This window comes from Pseudomonas sp. RIT-PI-r, from assembly GCF_001297015.1.
Lineage (GTDB): Bacteria > Pseudomonadota > Gammaproteobacteria > Pseudomonadales > Pseudomonadaceae > Aquipseudomonas.
This window is the reverse complement of record NZ_LIGE01000031.1, coordinates 12,488-32,855: the sequence shown is the minus strand read 5'-3', so window position 1 is coordinate 32,855 and position 20,368 is coordinate 12,488. Positions and strand designations below refer to the sequence as shown.

At 54.9% G+C, this 20,368-nt stretch carries 29 protein-coding genes; 7 read left to right on the top strand and 22 right to left on the bottom strand.

From position 1 onward, the window contains the following. Positions 1-7 precede the first annotated feature (7 nt). The 16 genes from AK821_RS18555 to AK821_RS18485 form a co-directional block, all read right to left on the bottom strand. Positions 8-352 (bottom strand): head decoration protein, encoded by a 345-nt coding sequence (locus AK821_RS18555; RefSeq protein ID WP_064391001.1) that lies wholly within the window; start codon positions 350-352, stop codon positions 8-10. After that, positions 349-1,503: a head maturation protease, ClpP-related gene (locus tag AK821_RS18550; protein WP_064391000.1), complete on the bottom strand. Its 1,155-nt coding sequence runs from the start codon at positions 1,501-1,503 to the stop codon at positions 349-351. The genes AK821_RS18555 and AK821_RS18550 overlap by 4 nt, the downstream gene beginning before the upstream one ends. Beyond that, positions 1,500-2,981, bottom strand: a complete 1,482-nt coding sequence (locus tag AK821_RS18545; protein ID WP_064390999.1) for a phage portal protein — start codon at positions 2,979-2,981, stop codon at positions 1,500-1,502. The genes AK821_RS18550 and AK821_RS18545 overlap by 4 nt, the downstream gene beginning before the upstream one ends. Further along, positions 2,981-3,187, bottom strand: coding sequence for a phage head-tail joining protein (locus tag AK821_RS18540; RefSeq protein ID WP_064390998.1), 207 nt, complete (start codon positions 3,185-3,187; stop codon positions 2,981-2,983). Before AK821_RS18540 ends, AK821_RS18545 begins: the two co-directional genes overlap by 1 nt. Position 3,188: 1 nt before the next feature. Next, a complete protein-coding gene (locus tag AK821_RS18535; protein ID WP_064390997.1) occupies positions 3,189-5,183 on the bottom strand; it encodes a phage terminase large subunit family protein in 1,995 nt (664 codons plus the stop codon). Between the two features lie 4 nt (positions 5,184-5,187). Next, on the bottom strand, positions 5,188-5,757 hold the full coding sequence (locus tag AK821_RS18530) for a hypothetical protein (protein ID WP_064390996.1): 570 nt from the start codon (positions 5,755-5,757) through the stop codon (positions 5,188-5,190). A 657-nt stretch (positions 5,758-6,414) separates the two neighbouring features. Next, complete coding sequence (locus AK821_RS18525) at positions 6,415-6,753, bottom strand: hypothetical protein (protein ID WP_064390995.1); 339 nt, start codon at positions 6,751-6,753, stop codon at positions 6,415-6,417. 36 nt (positions 6,754-6,789) lie between these two features. Next, complete coding sequence (locus AK821_RS18520) at positions 6,790-7,110, bottom strand: phage holin family protein (RefSeq protein WP_064390994.1); 321 nt, start codon at positions 7,108-7,110, stop codon at positions 6,790-6,792. Positions 7,111-7,347: 237 nt separating this feature from the next. After that, on the bottom strand, positions 7,348-7,860 hold the full coding sequence (locus AK821_RS18515) for a hypothetical protein (RefSeq protein WP_064390993.1): 513 nt from the start codon (positions 7,858-7,860) through the stop codon (positions 7,348-7,350). Positions 7,861-8,046: 186 nt separating this feature from the next. Further along, on the bottom strand, positions 8,047-8,436 hold the full coding sequence (locus AK821_RS18510) for an antiterminator Q family protein (RefSeq protein ID WP_177330962.1): 390 nt from the start codon (positions 8,434-8,436) through the stop codon (positions 8,047-8,049). 4 nt (positions 8,437-8,440) lie between these two features. Next, positions 8,441-8,761, bottom strand: coding sequence for a hypothetical protein (locus tag AK821_RS29550; protein ID WP_082355463.1), 321 nt, complete (start codon positions 8,759-8,761; stop codon positions 8,441-8,443). Further along, positions 8,733-10,046, bottom strand: a complete 1,314-nt coding sequence (locus AK821_RS18505) for a tyrosine-type recombinase/integrase (RefSeq protein ID WP_064390992.1) — start codon at positions 10,044-10,046, stop codon at positions 8,733-8,735. The genes AK821_RS29550 and AK821_RS18505 overlap by 29 nt, the downstream gene beginning before the upstream one ends. Next, positions 10,043-10,345 (bottom strand): nuclease domain-containing protein, encoded by a 303-nt coding sequence (locus tag AK821_RS18500; protein WP_064390991.1) that lies wholly within the window; start codon positions 10,343-10,345, stop codon positions 10,043-10,045. The genes AK821_RS18505 and AK821_RS18500 overlap by 4 nt, the downstream gene beginning before the upstream one ends. Continuing rightward, positions 10,336-10,545 (bottom strand): hypothetical protein, encoded by a 210-nt coding sequence (locus AK821_RS18495; protein ID WP_064390990.1) that lies wholly within the window; start codon positions 10,543-10,545, stop codon positions 10,336-10,338. The genes AK821_RS18500 and AK821_RS18495 overlap by 10 nt, the downstream gene beginning before the upstream one ends. Further along, entirely contained in the window at positions 10,538-11,209 is a 672-nt protein-coding gene (locus AK821_RS18490) for a replication protein P (RefSeq protein ID WP_064390989.1), read from the bottom strand. Before AK821_RS18490 ends, AK821_RS18495 begins: the two co-directional genes overlap by 8 nt. Continuing rightward, positions 11,206-11,982, bottom strand: coding sequence for a helix-turn-helix domain-containing protein (locus AK821_RS18485; RefSeq protein WP_064390988.1), 777 nt, complete (start codon positions 11,980-11,982; stop codon positions 11,206-11,208). Before AK821_RS18485 ends, AK821_RS18490 begins: the two co-directional genes overlap by 4 nt. A gap of 273 nt (positions 11,983-12,255) precedes the next feature. Between AK821_RS18485 and AK821_RS18480 the strand changes: the two genes are divergently transcribed. Next, positions 12,256-12,747 (top strand): DUF2513 domain-containing protein, encoded by a 492-nt coding sequence (locus AK821_RS18480; RefSeq protein WP_064390987.1) that lies wholly within the window; start codon positions 12,256-12,258, stop codon positions 12,745-12,747. 71 nt (positions 12,748-12,818) lie between these two features. On the opposite strand, the gene AK821_RS18475 is transcribed toward AK821_RS18480, so the two are convergent. Both AK821_RS18475 and AK821_RS18470 read right to left on the bottom strand, forming a co-directional pair. After that, a complete protein-coding gene (locus AK821_RS18475) occupies positions 12,819-13,244 on the bottom strand; it encodes a phage regulatory CII family protein (RefSeq protein ID WP_064390986.1) in 426 nt (141 codons plus the stop codon). An 80-nt stretch (positions 13,245-13,324) separates the two neighbouring features. Next, complete coding sequence (locus AK821_RS18470; RefSeq protein WP_064390985.1) at positions 13,325-13,567, bottom strand: transcriptional regulator; 243 nt, start codon at positions 13,565-13,567, stop codon at positions 13,325-13,327. A gap of 101 nt (positions 13,568-13,668) precedes the next feature. On the opposite strand from AK821_RS18470, the gene AK821_RS18465 reads away from it, so the two are divergent. From AK821_RS18465 to AK821_RS18450, 4 genes are all read left to right on the top strand, one after another. Next, positions 13,669-14,259, top strand: coding sequence for a helix-turn-helix domain-containing protein (locus AK821_RS18465; RefSeq protein WP_064390984.1), 591 nt, complete (start codon positions 13,669-13,671; stop codon positions 14,257-14,259). Continuing rightward, positions 14,231-15,022: a HipA family kinase gene (locus tag AK821_RS18460; RefSeq protein WP_152974179.1), complete on the top strand. Its 792-nt coding sequence runs from the start codon at positions 14,231-14,233 to the stop codon at positions 15,020-15,022. Before AK821_RS18465 ends, AK821_RS18460 begins: the two co-directional genes overlap by 29 nt. Beyond that, a complete protein-coding gene (locus AK821_RS18455; protein WP_064390982.1) occupies positions 15,019-15,900 on the top strand; it encodes a hypothetical protein in 882 nt (293 codons plus the stop codon). The genes AK821_RS18460 and AK821_RS18455 overlap by 4 nt, the downstream gene beginning before the upstream one ends. A 421-nt stretch (positions 15,901-16,321) precedes the next feature. Then, entirely contained in the window at positions 16,322-16,624 is a 303-nt protein-coding gene (locus AK821_RS18450; RefSeq protein WP_236708323.1) for a hypothetical protein, read from the top strand. Between the two features lie 37 nt (positions 16,625-16,661). Here AK821_RS18450 and AK821_RS18445 read toward each other — a convergent pair whose 3' ends face one another. Continuing rightward, entirely contained in the window at positions 16,662-17,504 is an 843-nt protein-coding gene (locus tag AK821_RS18445) for a hypothetical protein (RefSeq protein WP_064390981.1), read from the bottom strand. Positions 17,505-17,611: 107 nt separating this feature from the next. Between AK821_RS18445 and AK821_RS18440 the strand changes: the two genes are divergently transcribed. Continuing rightward, positions 17,612-18,013, top strand: coding sequence for a hypothetical protein (locus AK821_RS18440; protein ID WP_064390980.1), 402 nt, complete (start codon positions 17,612-17,614; stop codon positions 18,011-18,013). A 341-nt stretch (positions 18,014-18,354) separates the two neighbouring features. Here the strand turns inward: AK821_RS18440 and AK821_RS18430 are convergent, their stop codons facing one another. Continuing rightward, positions 18,355-18,543 (bottom strand): hypothetical protein, encoded by a 189-nt coding sequence (locus AK821_RS18430; RefSeq protein WP_064390978.1) that lies wholly within the window; start codon positions 18,541-18,543, stop codon positions 18,355-18,357. Between the two features lie 81 nt (positions 18,544-18,624). Between AK821_RS18430 and AK821_RS18425 the strand changes: the two genes are divergently transcribed. Further along, on the top strand, positions 18,625-18,939 hold the full coding sequence (locus AK821_RS18425; RefSeq protein ID WP_064390977.1) for a hypothetical protein: 315 nt from the start codon (positions 18,625-18,627) through the stop codon (positions 18,937-18,939). Here the strand turns inward: AK821_RS18425 and AK821_RS18420 are convergent, their stop codons facing one another. Together AK821_RS18420 and AK821_RS18415 are read right to left on the bottom strand one after the other, a co-directional pair. Then, positions 18,940-19,359 (bottom strand): hypothetical protein, encoded by a 420-nt coding sequence (locus AK821_RS18420; protein WP_064390976.1) that lies wholly within the window; start codon positions 19,357-19,359, stop codon positions 18,940-18,942. Positions 19,360-19,616: 257 nt separating this feature from the next. Next, entirely contained in the window at positions 19,617-20,222 is a 606-nt protein-coding gene (locus AK821_RS18415; protein WP_064390975.1) for a hypothetical protein, read from the bottom strand. Positions 20,223-20,368: the final 146 nt, after the last annotated feature.

The following is a 20,368-nucleotide window of genomic DNA, read 5'->3' as shown; positions in this document are numbered from 1 at the left end:
GATCGACTTAGCGGACGATCACGAAATGAGTGGCGAGTGCTTTTTCGGCAGCCAGATCGAGGCCGGTCAAATGCGCTTCGCTGACTTCGGCCAACCGCACCACGGCACGACCGCGACGCACCACATCGGACTCACCGAGCGGTCCGTACAGAATGGCGACCGCGTTTTCAGTGCCGTCCTCTGCCGTCGGTTCGTACGGTGCGAATTCGCCGGAGGCGGTCACCAGTCCGAGGATTTGTCCGGGCCACAACTCTGGACCGGCCGCGACGTTGATCGCTTCACGCGAAATATTGCCGGCGCCTTCGGACAGCAGGAATTCACCCGCGTGCATCGGTTCCTGTTTGATGGTCATGCTCGTGCTCCTTTCGCGCTTTGCGCGGTTCCAGTTTGGGCCGCTTGGCGAGCAGCCCAAATCGAGTTGGGGTCAGGTTGTTTGGCCAGCACCTTGGGCGCCAGATCGTCCGCCAGCGGCAGACTGTTGTCGATTTCAAAGCCCTTACCGCTGGTGACAATTTTGTCGAACAGACGCGCCCGCACCGCCGGCGCATCCAGACCTGCCGCGACATACTCGGCGCTGAATTCAGGCAGCCGCGCGGCCACGCAGAGGTCGTTAATCGCCTTGGCGCGTGCCAGACCCGCCAAAACGACCTCTTCACTTTCAAGCTGGGTGGACTTGAGCAGCGGCTCGATCAGGTTGCTGATGCCCGCCGCCGTGCAGCGCTGAGTGACCATCAATGCCAACTTGGCCGAGTCGACTACAGGCGGCACCAGCGGCGGATCGACAGGATCAAGATCCGGATCCGCCTCAGGTGGCTCGTCGAGTTGGGCCAGCAAATCAGCCGGGGCGTTCTGGAATCGTTGCAGCACCGCGCCTTGACCGAGACAGGCTTTGACCTTGACGCCGTCGCCCACTTCATCGGCCAGCCCCAAAGCCACCGCTTCGTTGGCGGTCAGCCAAGTTTCAGCATCAACCATTCGCCGCAGTTCGGCGTCATCAATGTCGGGCGCCTTGGCCTTATAGGCCGCGATGATCGCCTCCAAGGTCTGATCCAATACATCAGCAACCCGGCGGAAGTCCTCAGCGCTACCGCCTGTATAGGTGTATGGGTTGTGAATCATCAACATGGCGTTGGCCGCGATTACTACGCGGTGTGCGCCGCACACGGCCACACTGGCCGCACTCGCGGCCAGTGCATCGATCCGGCCGGTGCAGCGCTCGCCCAGCCGCGACAGCGCGTTGTGCATGGCCAGCCCGTCGAACAGGTCACCGCCGATACTGTTAAACGCGGCGACCACCGGCGACACACCGTCGTCCATGGCGCGCAGATCCTGCACGAACTGATTGGCAGTGATGCCCCACGCGCCGATCTCGCCATAGACAAAGACTTCGATCACTCGCTCGGTGGACTCGCCGCTGGCATGAACGGCGTACCAAGTCTTGTCCTTGACCTCGACGCGTTTGCCGGCGCGGTTGTAAATACGCGGTTTCGCGCTCTTGCTCATGGTTGCTCCTTGTCGTCGGTGTCTTCGACGGCATCAAGGGTGTTGTAGTTGAGGCCCAATAAGGTGGCGCGCGCCAGATCGGCGGCGTTTTCCAGATCAACCGTTTCGGCGTCGTAGCCGGTACGCAGGACCATCTCGCTGCGCGACGAAAAACCGGCTCTCACCTCCATCGCTCGCGCCTGCACGTCCTGCACCGGCTGGATGTAAGCCCAGCCTTGCGGCACCCAGCGGGTGCGCAGGTATTGGCGGCGCTTCTGTGCGTAATCGTCCAGCACCAGAACACCCGACAGCACCGCCATGTCCATCCACGCGGCCCGCACCGGGCGGCAGAGTTGATGCACGTACACGCTGAACTGCAGTTGTTCCAGGCGACGCCGAAACTCGTTGAGTACCACCCGCAGCGCTCGATCGTTGATGCCGCGCATGTCGCCGGTGAGGATCTCGTAAGGCGTACCGCTACCCGCCGCTGCAGCCATCAACTGCTGACGCATGAAGTCCGGGTAGTTGTTGCCCGCGTCCGGCGGTTTGGAAAATTCCACCTCTTCGCCCGGACCGAGTTCCTGCATGGTGCCGGGTTCGAGCGCGACCATCGGCGTAAAACCATCGCGATCCGTAACCAGTGGCGCACCGGTAACCGGGTCGCGCGGCATGGGTCCCGATTCCGGCGGGGGGCGAGTGATGAAGCCGGCAAACAGGTTGGCCACCTCCTGACGGAACAGCACCGCGTCGTCGTAGTTGTCCAAACTGCGTAGCCGTTTCAGAACCGGCGACAAGCGCGGCACACCGCGCAACTGGCCAGGTTCGACCGGTTCGAAGATGTGCAGCACCTGCGTGGCCGGGACGCGCACTAGCTGGTTGTAGCCGGCGTTCAACGAGGCCGCATCACGCGGGTGCGACAGGTACATCCAATACGCTACCCGCTTGCCGCCGGGCGTGAACTCGATGCCGGCTCGGATGACGTTGCCGTTCTTGGTGCTCTCGAATTTGTCGTGCGGCACGAACTCCGGCGCCAGGATCTGCAACTGCAGCGGAACCGCCAAACCTTCGTCCCGACTGCGAGGACGCAATCGGACGAAGCACTCGCCCGATGTTTCCACCGTGCGCGCCACCAGCGCCTGCTGGCCGTAAAAGTCGGTGCGGTCATCCGCATCAGACTCATCAACCCAATCGCTCCACAGCTCCTGCAGCAGCTTGCGCAGGGCATCATCATCGGTCGCTGGCCGAGGGGTGATGCCGGTGCCGATCAGGTTGCTGACGCGCTTGTCGATGACGTTGAAGGCATACGGGTCATTGCGAACCGCTGCCCGGGAGCGCGACCGCAAATTGCGCAGTGCCGGGGTGTTGATGCTGTTGATCCCGTTGTCGGGAGCGTCCCAGTTAGCGGATCGGCGGCCTTCACCAGCGCCTTCGTAACTGGCCTTGATGTTGGACGGCAGCACAAAGCCGTTACGGGTCAACGTCGGAAAATGTCGGGCCATTAAAGTCCCCTGCCCCCGTGATAAAGGCGAACCACGCGCGAACGTGGACCGGCGGCGCTGGCCAGCGACGAGCGTATTTCTTCGCGCGCCTTGAGCAGCTCATCGACCGTGCGGTATTCCACGGTACGGTCGGTGTAGCGCACAGTTTTCTCACCGCGAGCAATGGCCGTCTCAACCGCGTCGAGGTGCTTTTTCGTAAATGACATATCAGCGTCTCTTCAGGTAGCCACTGGTGGAACTGCGGCGTTGTGGGGGAGCGGCTGCCGGACGTGATTTCACGGCTGGTTGCGGCGCCTGCGGTGCTGCCGGTGTTACGACTGGCCGGCTGAGCCGTTCGCTCTGAACGGGTTGGCTGCTATCGCCCGAAACCGACTCGTTGACCGCCTGCCGAATCCGCGCCCAATCGTGATCCTGGTAGCGATTGATGCCGAGGTAATGGGCCATGGCGAGGTTGTAAACCAACAGATCGAGCGCTTCGTTACGCTCGGATTTGCCCTTGGTCCATTCGATGCGTTTATGCCCCCTGACGTAACGGGTGACTTTGCGCTCAGCCACGCACTGGGCGAAAAAGTCATCCGGCAGGTCGTTGGCAAAGTGCAGCGCTCCCGGGCCGGTGTCGAATACATAGCGGTTATAGATCCAGTCCTTCGCCGTGTCGGTACCGACAATCCAAAGCTCGGCGCCATGCCGTTCAGTCAGGCCCTTCCATGTCACGTCGACCATCGAAGGTCGCTGCGCGATCACCGGCCGGCCCCGCTTGCTCGCCCCCTTGATGGCGAACACGCTGCGCCAGCGGCGCATACGACAGAACTGATAGACCTCATCCGTGTGGTTACCACCGGAGTCGACCGCAGTAGCCATGATCATCAGCTCAGCACCACAAGGGTGTCGGTAACGGGCCTTGAGTAACTCGTCCAGCGCCGCCCAGGTGCGCTCATCGGCGGGGTCGCCGGAGATCACTTGAAAGTCGACCACCCAGCGCTCCATGCCAGCGCCCCAACCCATCACCATCAGTTCCAGGCGGTTGGCTTGGGTGTCAACAGAAGCGGTCAGCATCAACACGCCGTCGGGCATTGAGCCAAGCCCGTAGTTTTCCAGCCGCGCCCGATCCCTCAGCACATCGGCCGAGGTTTGCTCCTGAGCGCTATCCCAGACCTTGGCCAGACGAGTGTTATAAAACACCTGCATCGGCTCCAGATCACCTTTGGCCTGAGCCTTTTTAGCCTTCTCGAATTGCTTGGCCAACGAGGCCCAACCAGTCCAGCCGGGCGGCGAGTACAACGCATTCAAGTTAAAACCAATGGTTTCGCCATCGCCCTGGGTGTGTGCTCGCCACTCCCCTTTCGCCAGCATCTCGCCCTTATAGCGTTCCTCGATCAGTACGTCGCAGTCGGGGCCGGCACACTGGTAATGCACAACCTGAAAATCCGCCGAGTAATGCAAACGCTCCCACTCCAGAACCTGCATGTGTTCACAGGTTGGGCACGGCACGTAGTAGTAACGCTGATCGCTGACCTCAAACAGATCAGCGATCCGGGACGCCCCCCTGACCGTGGGCGAACTGGAAAAGTAAAATTTTGCGTTACGGCCGAAAGTACTACCGCGAGTCTCGGCCAGTTCGACCGGGTCGCCCTCTTCGCCCACGTCCACACTCCAGCGATCAACCTCGTCGCCGTAGATGTAGCGTGCGGAAAGCTCCGCCAGGTTGGCCGCAGAACCGGCCGTGGTGATGTACAGCGAACCACCCTCGAACTCCTTCGTGTCCATGGTGTTGCGCGCATCTCGCGAGCGGTTGGACGCCACGCGCTCACGCAGAACCGGCGTAGCCTTGATGGTTTTACCAATCCGCGAAGATACCCGCTTGGCCAACCCAAGGCTGGGCAACAACGTCAGGATGTTGGACGGGGCCATGTGGATCAGGCCGCCGATCCAGTTCAAGGCGATCTGCGTTTTCATCAACTGCGAAGCCACCATAGTCACCACGCGTTTGCACGGGTGGGCTGGTGACAGACAGCGCATCGGCTCACGCGCATAAGGGGTGCGCGAAGTGTGGTATTGACCAGGCTCGGCCGCACCCGTGTCGCGCGGAATGCGCATGTACTCGTCGGCCCACTGATCAATCCAGACATCTGGCTCTGGTCGCTGCCCACGGAAATACGCTTCGCGGTACACCGTCGCACCGTTCGACATTTCTAAGGACATAGGTTTAGCTCGGGGTAATGGCTTGTTCTAGATCTGCTGCTGACAGGCGCTCAGCATCTTCCAGTGTTTGTCGCAAAGCCGCCGTCAGACGCTTTTCGATTTGCCATGGATCAGACAGCGAGGCCAGTTCAGGCGATAGCTGTGGAGCCATTCCAAGCAAAAGATCGCGCAGTAAGCGACCGGCGTTATAGGCCGCATCTTCGACCGCTTTGCGCTCTACCAGAGTGCCCTGGGCTTTAAGGAAGTTGTTTTTTTCCTGAAGCGACAGGTAGTGCTCACGAAGCGCGCGTGACTTTTGAAAGTCGGGCACCTGACCAGAGGGGTCATCTACAAAGTCTGCGATGACTATTTCCAGCGGTGGCTGATCCCCCCGCTTCGGGCGATTGCGCTCATGTCGAGCGGCGACGGCGGCCTTGCTCGGGTCGCTCGTCATGGCCAGAAGCTTCTCGCTGGCCTCCACATCAATCTTCCCGGTGGCGTTCAGAACCAGTCGTTCATTCTTGACCAGTTTGCCGACGTACTGCCTCGACCACCCCTTCAGCTCGCAGTACTCCTTGCGAGTTACAAAAGCCATGCGGCCTCCATCGTCGTGGCTTGTTAAGCCTGTCAACTAACCCGGCTTAGTTGACAGGCCTTCCGACCATTGCGCCGGGGCTGCTGTTTAAGAAAATGAACAGGCATGAAAAGGCTATACAGCCCAATAGAACCGGGGGGTTACTTCACTACAAAACACTGTTTGGATCACGCGAACCCTGTCGCTGGAAACACAGAATTTCTTGTCAACCTGTCAACCACTGTCAACTAACTTTCCAGCCCTGTGGCTAACGCTTTCCCGCGGGTTTCCGACCCCGTACCCTCCGGATAACCCCAGGGTCCCCGCCGATATCTGGTCCAGGTCGTGTCGGATCAATGAGATTTCTCATACAAATTGCTAGCATCCCAAGATCTTCCTCGACGGTGACTTGCCGAGGAAGGCTGATCGGAGGCTTCATCCCGTTGCCTTCATAAAAGGATCTTGAAATGCAACTAGACATTTACCGTGATGATGAGCTTGAGAAATGCCTGATCGTTAGACGCGGCCAAGACATTAAAAAACTCTCAGCTGTACCCCCTGACTTTTTGAAGGGCATAAGCTATCAACGTGACTTCGATTCCGACTTCGACAAGCTGCCCACAGGGCTCGACAAAAACGAGGTACTTTCCGCAATAGAAGAATTCGGCTGTTACGCAGTCAGGTCTCATTCTGAAATGCGACAGATTGATACTTGATATCGACTCGAAATCGGAGTTCGCCTTGGTCATCAGGGGCCAGGTTATTGCTTAAAACCACATCATTGGGTGGCATGTTTCCCTTTGCCAGCATCTCGCTGACTTCGTCACTCACAAGCAAAGCCACTGAGTGAACAGCAATGTTGACCTGAGCCTCAAGCGCCTTCTGCAGAGCTGACTCTAGCTCCACGATGAGCTTATCTAGCGCACCACCCCGGCGGTAGGGCAGTCCCATTACGCCGCCGGTCTCGCCTTTTACCCACAACTCCTTCCCGTCATCGCCTATCACTCGAATATGCATTTGCCGATTTCCTTGGAATAATTGATTGTCAGCGACTTACTCGTCGACTTGAACGCCTGCTTTCTTTGCCAAGAACTGGGTGTACAGACCACCAGCCACATCGGCACCAATCACCGCAATGACGATGCCTAATCCGGCAGCCAGGTAGAAGTTGTTCCAGAGCGCCATCGCTAGCAGCAGTGTCGCCATTCCCAGCAGACCTGACGCAAGAAAACGTAAGGCCACTCGCTGCAAGATCTGCCGTAACCCGAGGTCGCTGCCGGAGGCTCTCAACATCTCCCCCGACAGGCCCGCCATGCTCAGCAATATCAACAGCCAAAGGGGTACGTCGGCGAGAGCCTGATGCTCCGTATTCATCTGCAGTCCTCAAATAGATTCGGCCTTCATGTCACTGTCATCCGCGCGGAGCAAAGAGCCAGGCATGGGGCCGAAAACGAAAAAGCCCCGCTCAATGGCAGGGCTTGTAAGAAGGTACAAAAAAACCCGACTCAATGGCCGGGTTTTTGAAAGCGTCTCGCTGCGTTCACAGCAATTCACGCTGCTATAAAAACAAATCTATTCCGCGCGGAAAAGCTATTTCCCTATAATTTTTGCTCACCTAAAAACCGTCCCTCGTTCATACGCCTTGCCAGCAGACAGTCCGTTTAACAATGACTCCATCGCATCTGAGGCGTCCCTCAAGCGCCAAGTTTGATGCAACCTCTCAACACCACCTTCTTGTTTGTTCTCTAATACTCCACTTGCAACTGCGAACTGTCGAGCTAGAGCATAAGAATCGGGTACAGAGTCTTTGTTACGTTCTAAGAAAGCAAGAGCTGCAAATACGAACCCTCTCTTCTCACCTTCGCTAGTCCTTGCAGTATTATCTAAGACCTGCCCAGCCCTGTACTCAATCGTTGTGATAAGTTCGATCCTCGCTTGTAGCTCTTGATTTTTGGCTTTCGCCTCAAGTGAGTCGTATGAAAAAAACGATGCCAAGACGGCGACAAAGAACACGTATGCTGCATGGTATTTCTTAGTGCCGTAACCTGCTTTGTCGATCAGCAGACTTATTATCGTAGCGACGCCACTCACCAAACCAATTGTCACAATTACATTATCGTACAATTTCAAAGTCCTTATAATCTAAAAAGTCCTATTCACTTGAACCACTTACAGAAAATAGGCCAACAGTTACCGGGAGGCCACACAACAGCCCTGCACCTCCAATGAAACACAATCCTAAACTTACAAAAAACAACTGAAGCAGTTATTTTAAAAGACTATCAAGAGAGCGGCAATGAACTTGTACGATTAAGCTGCATCGCGAGCTTCACTAACCGCGCAATCAATCCAGGCAGCCCCGGCCCTCGCCAATTCTCTCGCCTTTCCTTCACTGATGCCGTAATGCTTTCCCACTCGCACCATGGACCATTTCGCGCCGTAGTACAGCCAGACAATGTCGCCCATCTGCTGATCACGATGCGTGAGCTTAGCCACGGCATTGTCGATGGCGATTGCCCAGTCATCAGTGATGCAGTAGTTCTTGCTTGCCACTGGCTGGCCCACTGCTTGGCGCATCAGCGCTAAAGTTGGAGACGTATAACCAGGAACTCCCATTCCATCCATCCTCCACCAACCCCACTGTTCTAGCAGATACTCGGTGTCTCCCAAAGGACGCCCTGCCGGCTTACGAATCATCATTCCTTCAATCCCCTGTGTAATTTGTGCCGCCCGCCCCCAGGCGGTTCGATCGTTCGTATTGGCTTTGTGGTTCGCTCATCAGCGGTGAACCTTTCAGCGCTGAAATTTCACGTTGAGCGTGCTGCAATTTGAAACTCAGTTGAGTGACCAACTCGTCGGAAGAAAGGACCAACTTGCTCCCCCAAACAACCCAACCTGAGCCGTTGCAATCAGTGCAAACCAGCTCATAAAACAGCCCTTTAACCACCGCGTTCCCCGCGCAGATCGAGCAAGGCTCCAGCTCGATCCGTTCTCGCTTAAAGCCAGGCACTCGCCCTTTTTGCATGATTTGAAACCTCGCCTATGGTTGTTTCTTCAATGGCCTTGCAGGCCTTATGGTCTGTGGCTCGCAGCGAATTACCGGAATCTTCAAATCTAAAGCCGGTCAATCCATGAATCGCTGCAAAGCCTTTCTGATCTAGATGTGCGTGCCACTTTTCAAGGGCATCCCGCTTGCGGCTCATTACGTCCGACTGGATGTAAACCTTCACGTTGTGCCCCATCGCGTGGTTGATTAGCAGCTCGCCAATCAGGTGGTCGATGCCGAGATCTGCCCAGCCAGTGCGCGCCACCTTGCGCAAGTCGTGACTGGTCCACTCGCCCTTTCCCAACCGACGGAACACGGCGCAGCCTTGTGCCTCGCCCAGCGCCTTGCCATTGCGCGCAGGGAACAGGCATTGGCCGTCATAGCCTCGGGCGTACTGACTTTCTCGGTATCGGGTCAGCAGCGTGCAAACCTGCTCGGTCAGGGGCAGGTGATGCTCGACGCCGGTTTTCGTGTTCTCGGCCGGGATGAACCATTCACGTTCGGCCAGGCTGATGTGCGACCAGCGCGCCATCCGGGTTTCACCGATCCGCGTGCCATGGCAGAGCATCATCAGTGCGAGCATCGAATCCAGCGGCGCGGTGCTCATGACTTCGGCCAGTTGCCCGAGCAGGCCTTCCAACTGAACGCCGCGCAGACGGGACGGCTTGATGCCGACCTTTGCCTTGGAGAAGTCGTTGAACCGGATCGCTGCCATCGGGTTGGACGTGATCATCCCCAGCTTGGCCGCTTGCCGGAATGACAAGGCCAACAGCTGAAACGCGGAACGCACGTAGTCGATGGAAACCGTCTCCTGCAGCGGCCACATCAGCAGGGTGTCGAGAGCGGCCTTGTCGATGCCGATCAGGGGCAGCTCGCCGAGGCGCGGTTTCAGGTGGCACTTGATGATAGAGGCGCCGGTGTTTTTGCGTTTGGTCGACAGATTGCGATCGCGCGACATGCGATCAGCGAACCAGTCCAGCAGTTCGCCAACAGCGTTCCACTTCGACAGGCTCGCGCCCTCCCCGGCGGCCAGACGCAGCCGAAGCGACGGCAGCGCCGCTACAACCTGTTTGTGAGTCAGCTCGGGGAACGTGCCGATGGGATTCCACTTGCCCTTCAACACCAGGTACCACGAGCCACCGGTTCGAGCCTTGTTGAAGCGCAGGTACAGGCCCTTATTCTCAATGTCGCGTACGTCCTGTACGGTGCCGGCCACTTGGCGCTTGATCTCAGCTTCGGTGATCTTCACCGCGGCGGTACTCATGCGGCCCCTTTCACGGTGAGAATTCCAGCCCTGATCAGGGCTTCGTGGGTTTCGGCGATGGCGCGCGGAACGTCCTGCCAGTCGATCTCGCCGGCGGCGCGGCCGTCGATCACGTCGTGGCAAGCGCAGCACGCGTACACCGCCACGGTGTCAAAGCCTTTCATGCCCATACCCTTCTGCCCGCAAGGCAGATGCGCGAGGACGGTGGTTTCTGGATTGTGATTGCAGATGCCTAACATCCGGACGGTGCACTCTTGGCCATCGGCCGAGGCGCGAAGCTTCTTCGAGCTCACTCGCATGCAGGCTTCCCCGTCACGACGTCGACGACTTCGTAGGTCCCAGGCCACATCCACGAGCCATAACGCTTGGCCATGGCCTCGTCGGCAAACAGCGCCAGCGCGTGATCAGGCGGCGAACTCAAATCGACCTTGAACGAGCAGCAGAACACTGCGAAGCGATAGGTATCGATTTCAGGTACAGCAAGGCGACGGTCAGACACGTTCTGCCCTCCCCGCACGCATCGCGCGCAAGTTGGCCAACGCGGTGTTACCCACTTCGGGGTTGCGATCAGGCTTAGGCGCAGCAAGTTCAGCAATAGGAATAGAGCCTAGCGATTCACCCTTCCAGATCTTCCTGCACTGGGCCAAGTAGTGACGCTCGAAGCTCGCCAAACCAAGTTCACGCGAGAGCAATGGCAGGCAATGAAAACCAGCGGCCGCAGTAGCATGGTAGACAGCAGCGTGCATCCACTTGGCCGAATCACGCATAGCGGGATGGCAGTTGCGAAGACCTTGGGCGTATGCCTTTTCGACGCTCGGCAATCCCAGCCCTTCAGGGGCAAAGCACCAACTGACGAAAACGCCGGGCGCCGGAACAAATGCAGACTTACTCGCACTCAGGACGCGCATGCCGTGGTCGATTTGCTCCATCCGGTTGATCCCGGAGCGCATGAACTCGCCGAGCCATTCAAGCTTCGAGGCGTTCATCACGACCTCAGTCGGCCAAGACTGGCGCCATGCACCACAAGCACCGCGAAGACGCAGGAACAAATCGTCGATGACAGCTTTGGTCGATGGATCAACCTCGGCCACTACTGGGTCGGACGTCGGCACGTAGGTAGGGTCGGTTCGCCGTTTGGCAATGAGATCGCGTGCAGATTTCATACCCGAACCCCTTTGGCGGTCCAGTCACCGGTCGCATCCATCTCTTCCTCAATGTCACCGGACTTCACAGCGCGATCACGCTTGATCCACTTGGCAAGGCGGTGGCACCAACCGGCGGAGTTGTCACGGGTATCGGGTTTGGCGATGAAGAAACCTTTAAACGAATTAATCAATTCATCGGTAGCCGATGAGATCGGCAAGCACATCAGGCGAAGCTGGTCTTCCAACTGTTTCGCGCTGAACTCCCAGTCGGCGAACATCGAAAAGCGCCGGCGAGGATCTTCGAGAGCATCGAGAGCTTTTCGATCCTGATCATCGATTACGCCAGAAAACTCGCGCTGCAACTGCTGTTCGGTTACCTGATGGTTAATTGACGTATTGGGTGCAGCCGCTGCACCCCGTTCTGTCGTAGCTTGCACCCCGTTCTGTTGTGGGTTGCACCCCGTGCCGTCATTTGCACCCCGCTCGGAACGGGGTGCAGCATTTGCACCCCGCAATAGTTGGAGGTCGTAAACGACTGGGCGTCGGTCATGGCGATCAATGTGAACAGCAGCAATCGCCTGATTGCCCTGCTGGATCAGTCCCGACTTCTCCAGATCATCTAACTTGTAACGCACGGTGCGCTCGGATAGACCGGTGTCCTGTGCCAGGGTGGAAGCTGACGGAAACGCGCCAGTACCGTTCGAGCCGGCATAGTTAGCCAGGCACAGCAGAACATGCCGTGCGCTTGCATCCTTGAGAACTTGCGTGGGCAAAGACAGCGCCCATGACATTGCTTGAACGCTCACAGCGGGGCTCCGATATTCAATTCGGCAAAAAGAGATGACGTGTGTCGCGACACTTTTTGCGATTGACCAAAACGTGTCGCAGGAATGGGGGTATTGCCGGGGATGACGTTCGTGTTCATAATGGCCCTCAAGTTTGTTGTTTGAAGAAGCCGGTCTAGCCACCGGCTTTTTTTTGCCTGCGATTCAGGCGTTATGGGTGTCCGGCGCATCCGTGATAGCTTTCTGCTTCCACACGAAAAGGCCTCGGAGGCCGAACATATGAAATTGAATAGGGAGCTGCAGCGGGCTCTACTCGAAGAACTGCGTGATTTCTATCCGCGCAGAAGCCAATCGGCGTATCACCTGGATGGATACAACCAGGCTGACTGCCTGGACAACCTGATGTACCTGGAAGAGCAAGGCCTTGTTGAAAGCGGCATAGCATTCACGCTCAGCGGGCATGTCACTCTGGTTCAAGCTCGCATCACTGCAAGAGGCATGGACTTCCTCGAGGACGATGGAGGCGTTAGCGCCGCACTTGCCGTAGTGACCGTTAAGCTCCATGAAGACACTCTCCGTCAACTGATTGAGACGAAGATTCAGTCGTCGGGTATTCCTGATGAACAGAAGAGCGGCATTCTGAAAGCCCTGCGAGAAGCTCCCGGCGAGACCACAAAACAGCTGATAACGAAGCTAGTGGACCTAGGCATGGAGAATGCGCCGAAAGCAATTCCGCTAATTCAAACGTTGCTGCAGGGCGGCCATTCCTGACTTCGTCAGCGGAACGAACGCGTAAAAGGCGGGCATAGCCGGCGATAGAGATGGCGGACAGTAATCTCATCTCAGGCCACCTTCACCGATGCTTTGAGCAAAGACAGCGCATCTTCCGCATGAGCGATCTCTTTCAATATCCGGGCGCGCTCCACTTGATCAACGCGACCATCTGCCATCGCGGCGTGGGTTTCTACGGTGACCTCGGCGAATTCAAAAGCTGCACGCCCTAGCGCCTGATGAACATCGATGGCGGCGGGTTGCACCTTCTTCGTGAGAGCGAAACCGTACTTCTCGGCCCATGCGTGCAACGGGCGAAAGTCCTTGGTGAACATCAGAATGCGATCCAGCTCTTCCACATTCATCTTGTGGGTGCCGTAATCAGGGTTCGCCTTCTGCGACAGCAGAGTTCTCGATGAGAAGCTCGCGCCCTCAGCAATTTTTCTTGTGCCGTGGTCGTCGACGACGTCGTAAATCGCTCTCATCAATTCCTGCATGTAACACCTCGAAATTCTTTACGTGGTGCCCCGCTGATTTAGGGGCGATCATTTGCACAACGGATCGGCGGACAGGGCTTTCAAGCGGCTTTTTCACATTGCTGCTTCGTCCCCCTCACGTATGCCCAGTCAATATCTGGACGCAGTTCTTCGCAGGTGACCTGACCTTGGCTTTCGCGCTCAATATTGATTGCAAGCGAAGCGCTCGGCCGGCGATTGCCATATGCAACCTGCTTCAACTGTCCGGGGCTCGTGACGCAGGCCATTGCGAACGCTAGAAGTGCCTCATTCTCAAGTGGCTTTAGAAATTCGTGCAGGTTCATATGCACCTCCTCATGTCAGCCCACAGATTAGCGTTTGCTAATGCGCCAATCAATAGCAATCCGTAATTTACTGTTTGCTAACAGAAAGGGATTATTGGGAAATGGATATCAAAGCATTGCGCGTACGCGCCTTACGCCGCCTGATCGGCCAAAGTCAGCTCAAAGACTTTGCAAATGAGCATGATCTAGACCCCTCGTATCTCTCTCAGATACTCAATGGGCACCGGGGCATGGGCGAAAAAGCTGCTGCCACCATGGCAGACAAAATCGGCGTGCATAGAGATCAACTGGTACATCCTGCCCCAGAACCATCTGGAGAAGAGCTAGAAGTCCAGATTCGAAAACAGAATGGTGCAGTTGCTGTTGAGAAATCTGTAGCAGGATCATCGAAGCCTGCGTCTTTGGTTGTGAAGCTGATTTCTGCTGCTATTGCTGACGGGACCTTAACCGCGTCGGATACAGAAGAGCTACGACGCCTAGCTATCCATTTCATCAAGAAGAATACTGAACTCAAGCCGAAAGCTACTGAGGTGCCAGAAAAGCTAAGAGGCTTAGCTGCCTCCGCGCTTACCACTGATGAGAACGGTGGAAACACTGACGACCTTCTCAGAATGCTCGAACACGGAATGAGCAAAAATCGGACTACGGACAGTAAACCTACAAATGAAAGTAAAAAAAAGCGGTCTAATTGATCCCGTTCTAGGTATGTATTTGAACGGAGATCCCATTGAAGACAAAGAAATTCGTGGACAGCACCCCTTGTTTTACGGGCTAGTCCGATTTCCGGGCGGACACCAGCATCACGCATATGTAAAAGTCCTTCCGCCAAAGCTCATGTTCGCGGAGGTTCTAAGCGCATCACTTGGCCAGTATCTCGGCCTCCCCATCCCATATACATCAGTGGTTCTCGCTAGAGGTAGTGATGTGGGAGTGAACGCCACGCAGGTCATATGCCTAGCTAGCGTCGACACCGGGGCCAGGCCTGTATCCAGGATTGTCCGTCATGACGAAGTAAGTCATATCTTGAATAAGTGGGCTCACATCAGAACAAGTATTGTTTTTGACGAGATCATTGCTAACGCAGATCGAAATCTGAAGAACCTGCTTCTTGGATCTGACGGCAAGCTTTGGCTCATAGATCATGAAGAAGCTCTTGGAGATCCGCTCTCCACTCCTCATCGGACGATATGCAATCATCTTCTAACAAAGCTTGTTGAGGACGTTCATGAGTTCGAGCGACGTCGCAGCAGCCAGCTGATCAATGAAAAATCCTTACCCCTCGCCGACTGTGACTTTCATTTCCATGCTCAACGAAGTCTCCCCGGCCCGTGCCAGGTTTCTCCTGGGCATGTGCAGTCGGTTGTGGAATTCTTGCAGTCCCGGGTCCATCATATGCCTCTGCTAATTAGCGGCGGCTTAGGCCTAAAACAAGGCGCACTGGACTTCGCAGGATGAAAGAGCAAGCCATGGATTTTTCAGGTTTTCCGGACCTACCTACGTATGAAGCTGATTGGGCTGCGATTTATATGGAGCCGATTGTCCAATCTGGCGAACGGCTAACTATCGGCGTCGTTGCCTCCGACGGAACATATGCTGACGGACAACTCGCGATATCTGAAAAGGCTTTGCAGTGTCTTTATGGCGAATCCGCAGCCGGAATGAAGGCGATGATGGAGATGGCGCTGAAACGAGCGCTGGGATTTGCACAAGCCGGATTTCACGGGGAATTCAGTTCTGGGATGCACGGCGTATCTCTCGGAAAAAAGCGACGTGCTTTAGGTGATGATCTCGAGGACATCATCCTTCAAGGGATAAGCCTGACTTCAAGCCTAAGCGATCTACATGCGGATGAAGATGCTCGTGAAGGTCACGAGCGCTCTGCTTACTGGCGTAGATTTCAAGTGGCCATGAAAAAATTCAACCCTCTCCTTTCATCGAATTTCGGTAGATCCGTAGAGGTTTCAATTTTAGGTTCCAGTATTTCATTACCCTGCGACTATTTCTCGACCAGGTTTGCCGTGAACATCTGTGGGCTGCAACCAGGGTACCGTCTAAGTCAGCTTTTTGATGCGGCTAGCTCGAGAATATCTAGGTTGGAGCAGATAAAAAATCATGACGGCCTCATCGCTCATGATCACAAAGCCTCACTACTATTGGTCACCCCAACTGAGCTCCAGGTAGACCACTTCAAGGAAACTAATCAAAAAGCATTTAGGGAAAAGATTTTGCTTTTGCAGGACATGGCCAATAGCAAAGACTTCGACCTGCTGACTGTTTCCACGGTTTCGGAAGGTGCAGGCACGATTTCCAAAATGGAACAGAAAGCAGCTTAAAATCATGATGTTACTAACAATTTAGCCCGCCATTGTGCGGGTTTTTTTGCGAACGCGCGAAAATAATTTAGCATTTGCTATTGCTTAAATATTTAGCAGTTGCTAATTTTCAATTAGGCCAGCGCAGCAACGGTCCAGCAGCGAAAGCCGCGCCGTTCTTTAAAACTCAGGAATCTTCGCGGATCGATCCCCGGCAACGGGCACAGCGCGAAACACAAATTTCGATCCCCATGCCAGCTCTGGGACTGGCCGGGCTCTCTCATGAGAGCACGCAAAGTTGCACAGCCACCCGATGTGACGCCAGTAGCGGCAGCGGGTAGAGAGAGGACTCCGGCATAGATGTGCAGCAAGAAACGGAAAGCATCACTGAGCAGCCTTCTCGCGAGGGCTGCTTGGGATGACAACCGATAGGTAATCAACCATGAAGCACGCAACAGAAATTGCTCAGGTCGAAATGCACCCACTGATGCAGCAGCGCCGGGACGTTCTCAACGCCTTGTTTGTTCGCTCCCACGCAGCCCGAGGAAAGTTCGCCCGACTTACAGGTCTAGCGGCGCCGGATAAGAAAGTGCGCTTTCAGGTAAGGACGGTCGGCAATGCCTACCACATCGTTGACCTGGTCACCGGAAAGACCAAGGCCTTCCGCTTCAACTATCAGGTAGCGCTGAACGTGGCGATCGCATTCGAGAAACAGGCCAATCGCCCGGCGGAAGGTGTGCATTGATCGGCGTACCACAACCCAATCCCAGTTAAGCGAGCTTTCACCATGTAAGATCACGGTTCTTTACCATTCTAGACTTTATTTCACGGATAAAACTCACACCCTCATCGGTCAATTCGTCATCCTGATAAAAACCTAGTTCTTCCATATCAGCCAAAAAGAGAGCTGGGTACGTACCAGCGAGTTTGCTGAATTTAGTTTTTACCCCGTCCGCGCTTACCATCCGCGTGTTTTTATAAAACTCAGGGACAATTATAGATTCTACAAACTCCTCAACTCGAGACAACTCACCCTTTCGCTCTGAAGATCGCATCATTCTATCAAGAGTGACTTTCTTCGATAGTTTTGAAACTTCATTATTCAGCTTTTTTAACGCCTCATCTTTTTCAGATAAAACATGACGAAACTTTTCGCGCTCTTCATCCTGAATATTCGCTCTCTCTAGAAGATCCTTAATCAGATCTTCGCGTTCTTTTAAAACCCTCTCAAACTCTTGCTTTTCCTGCTGAAGATCAGCTTTTAAACCATTAGAGGTAGCCGTCGTACCGCTTTCGAAATAACCACGCATACGACCATAATTTTCATCAATGCTTTTCAACTTTTCGCCAAAACCACTTTCAATCTTCACCAACAAACCAGCGATATCCTGAGTAAACTTATAGGTATTATCGTAAAACGCATTGCTTGTATCTGTAGCTTTAAAATAAAACGCCACTGACAACCCAACTGAAAAAAACGCTAACAGCACGGACAAAAGAGTAGCAAAGTCAACGCTAACAAAATTTGCTGAAACTACCAACTTCCAAGACACCAACGCCACAACAAAAATAATAATTAGTGCTTTAGCTAGTTTCCAGATATCACTTCGCAGGTAATCCCACATCACACCGCACTCCTTGATTCTTAATCGGAGCAAGGTACAACAAACAATATCCTTTTGCCACCATGCCGTATCCGATTACGGAGGGCCTCAACTGTTTGGAGATAATCATGAGCCACAACTGCGAATACGTGCCGCAGCACCATCAGGTGCGAGCCGAAATTGGCCGTCGCGTCATCGCCTACGGAAAGACCGGTGTGATCCTGGCCGATCGCGGCCACTACATCGGCGTGGTGCTAGACGAAGACCCGAAGAAGCGCATCGTCAACTACCACCCCACGCACGAAATGCAATACGGCGAAATGGCCGAGACACTTCCGCTGAAAGAGTGGCTGGTCCTGCCGTTCAAGCATGACTGGGATGATCTGCACTGGAGCCGGGAAGCCCGCGCGGATCATGACAGGGTGTGGGCAGCGAACCGAAGCCAGGCCAAATACAAGGCCTACGAGCGGCTTCAGGATTACTGGCACAGCATCAGGGCAATGCTCCACTTCAAAGTCCGGCGCGCCTGAGGGCGTTCAGATGCTCAGCATGTTGGCTACAATCTGAAGCAGTACGGTTGCCGCCGCAGCAAATGCAGCTCTGCTGTTCCACTTGGATTGCAGCCTCAACGTACCGTACAGCTCTCCCCCATCAACGATAGTAGCCTTCCAGGTATCAGCATTCTTTACCCCTTCATATCCAGGCGGTGGAGGTGCTTTTACGATAGCCGAGACAACCCAAAATATCGCCGACAGTAACCCAAAGAAAAGCGAAGCCAAGTTCACGTAAAAAACACAGCCCATAACGCCTCCTAGAACCGGCTCCATGCCGGGCCGAACACAAATACCGCAATGATCGGCAATACTCCAGCTCAGACAAAGCTCGGCGGCTCAACGAGCCGATGCGTCGACTCCATGTAGCTAGCCAAGTCGATCACGTCCCGAAGAAACACGACCACCTCCAGCTTCACCGCGTCGTCCGGCAGCCCTATCCGTTTCAGCATCGCTTTAGCATCCTTTTCGATCGCCGCTAGCGCATCAAAATCGCTCTGCAACCTCATGTCGGCCTCCTGCCAGTGTGAGGTGAGTCATAGATACACCACCTGGTGACGAGCCGGCCAGCGGAATTGAAGAGGTAGGCCATGGCCAAGAGCAATGCAGATCGCTCAGCGAAAGCCGCGGCGAAGAGGAAGGAGCGCGGCGAAGAGGAAATCAGATTCCACGCAATGGCCGGCACGCGCCAAGCCCTTGCTGATCTGATGGCTTGGAGCGGCACCGAGGAACAGGGCGAGGCGATCACTCTGATGATTCACCACTTGCACGGCCTTGGCCCGGGCGGTGCCCTTCCCTTGCTCACTCCCCCGCGACACGAATATGTGATTCCCGAAAACGTGTCGCGGAAATTGAAACTCGCATTCGATCGCGAAGCCCTCCGGATCGAACGCGACGGGCGCTAATCACTTCAGGTACTGCTCAAATACTTTCGTGATGATAAAGCAGACAAGCCCCGTGAAAATGAAGATGTTTCTAGCTCTGTAATACCGATAGGTCTTCAGCTGGCATTTGTCTAAAGCTATGCGGTTGCCGAGGTAGTCAGCCTCCTTTTGTTTTTCGAGGGCGTCGAGCATTGCGTGATTTTTTGCATGTGTCTGTATAGCCCACTCCGCGCGCTTGAACGCACAGACTCCTGCGCAGCCAAACAGCATAAGTGCGTATAGGTACATGGTTTCTACGTTCAACCCTATCCTACCGAACGGGATTGTTTGAACAAGAAATCCTATGGTTGCAAATATCAAGGCGAAGACAAGATGGTCAAACTTGTCACTGCTTTCTCGAAAAGCCGCGAGCGCGATTAGACTTCTTTCGTTCCCACTCAAAGCCTGCTCCTTCCGGCTCCATGCCGGTCACCCGCAATACCCCACCCCAAACCAAATTGCCACCACCGGTCACGGAGGGCGGCGCCTACCGGAGGCAACCGGAATGCCTGTTCTCCACAGCGTCATCCACAAGATCGAGGCTGGCACCTTGATGATTAAGAGTGTGCCGACTCAGCTAGTCGATCAGCTGGAGCGCGCTGCGGACGCCTGATCCTCCGCGCTGCCCGCCAGCGCCCTCTTAGTCAAGTGGTTATCGATCAATCCGACACCTCGGAAACAGAGGCCTTCAACTCGTTAGTCAGCCAATTAACCGTTTCCAAGGTTAAATTGTATTTCTTATCACCCTTACTAAACTCCCAAGTAGTGCCTGGTCTCACGCCTTTTAGAAATTTTTTCTCGCCGCCAGGCAAAACTAAAACAGCATCAGCGGTATATTCCTTTGTAACATCGGAAACACCAATGACAGCCTTTGTTTTTGGATCAACAAACGATTCGCCTTTGTAGAAGCTTCTGGAAAACTCGTAAAGCTGAGGAGCAGGAGGCTTATCTTCAATCTCGACAGCTGGGCGTTTATTCGCTTCAACCAACGCAACTTCAAGATTTCGTATTTTTGATTCCAAGGTCGGAAAAGATTTGGGGTCTTGCAAGAGCCATGACCGATACCGCTCGTTCTCAGACTTCAAATTTGACACTTCACCCTCAAGAACCGAAACCTTAGTCTTATATTGTTCCGCAACAGCCATATAGGCACTGACTTTATTTCCGTCAAGTATAAAGCTTGAAACACCCCACACTGCTGCCGAAATCACAAAGGTATACCCAATGATACTTTTAGCTGCATTATCTTCAATCCAATTAGCCATAACTTAACTCATAAAAAGTTTCCAATCACCCAACCCGAAGCATACCAGCCAGTGGCCTTTACATGATAGATCACGTACGGCCGTGCCTGTGGCGGGATTGAAGCTGCAACGAAAGCCGAGCACTCGAGCACTGAAGAATGCTGCTC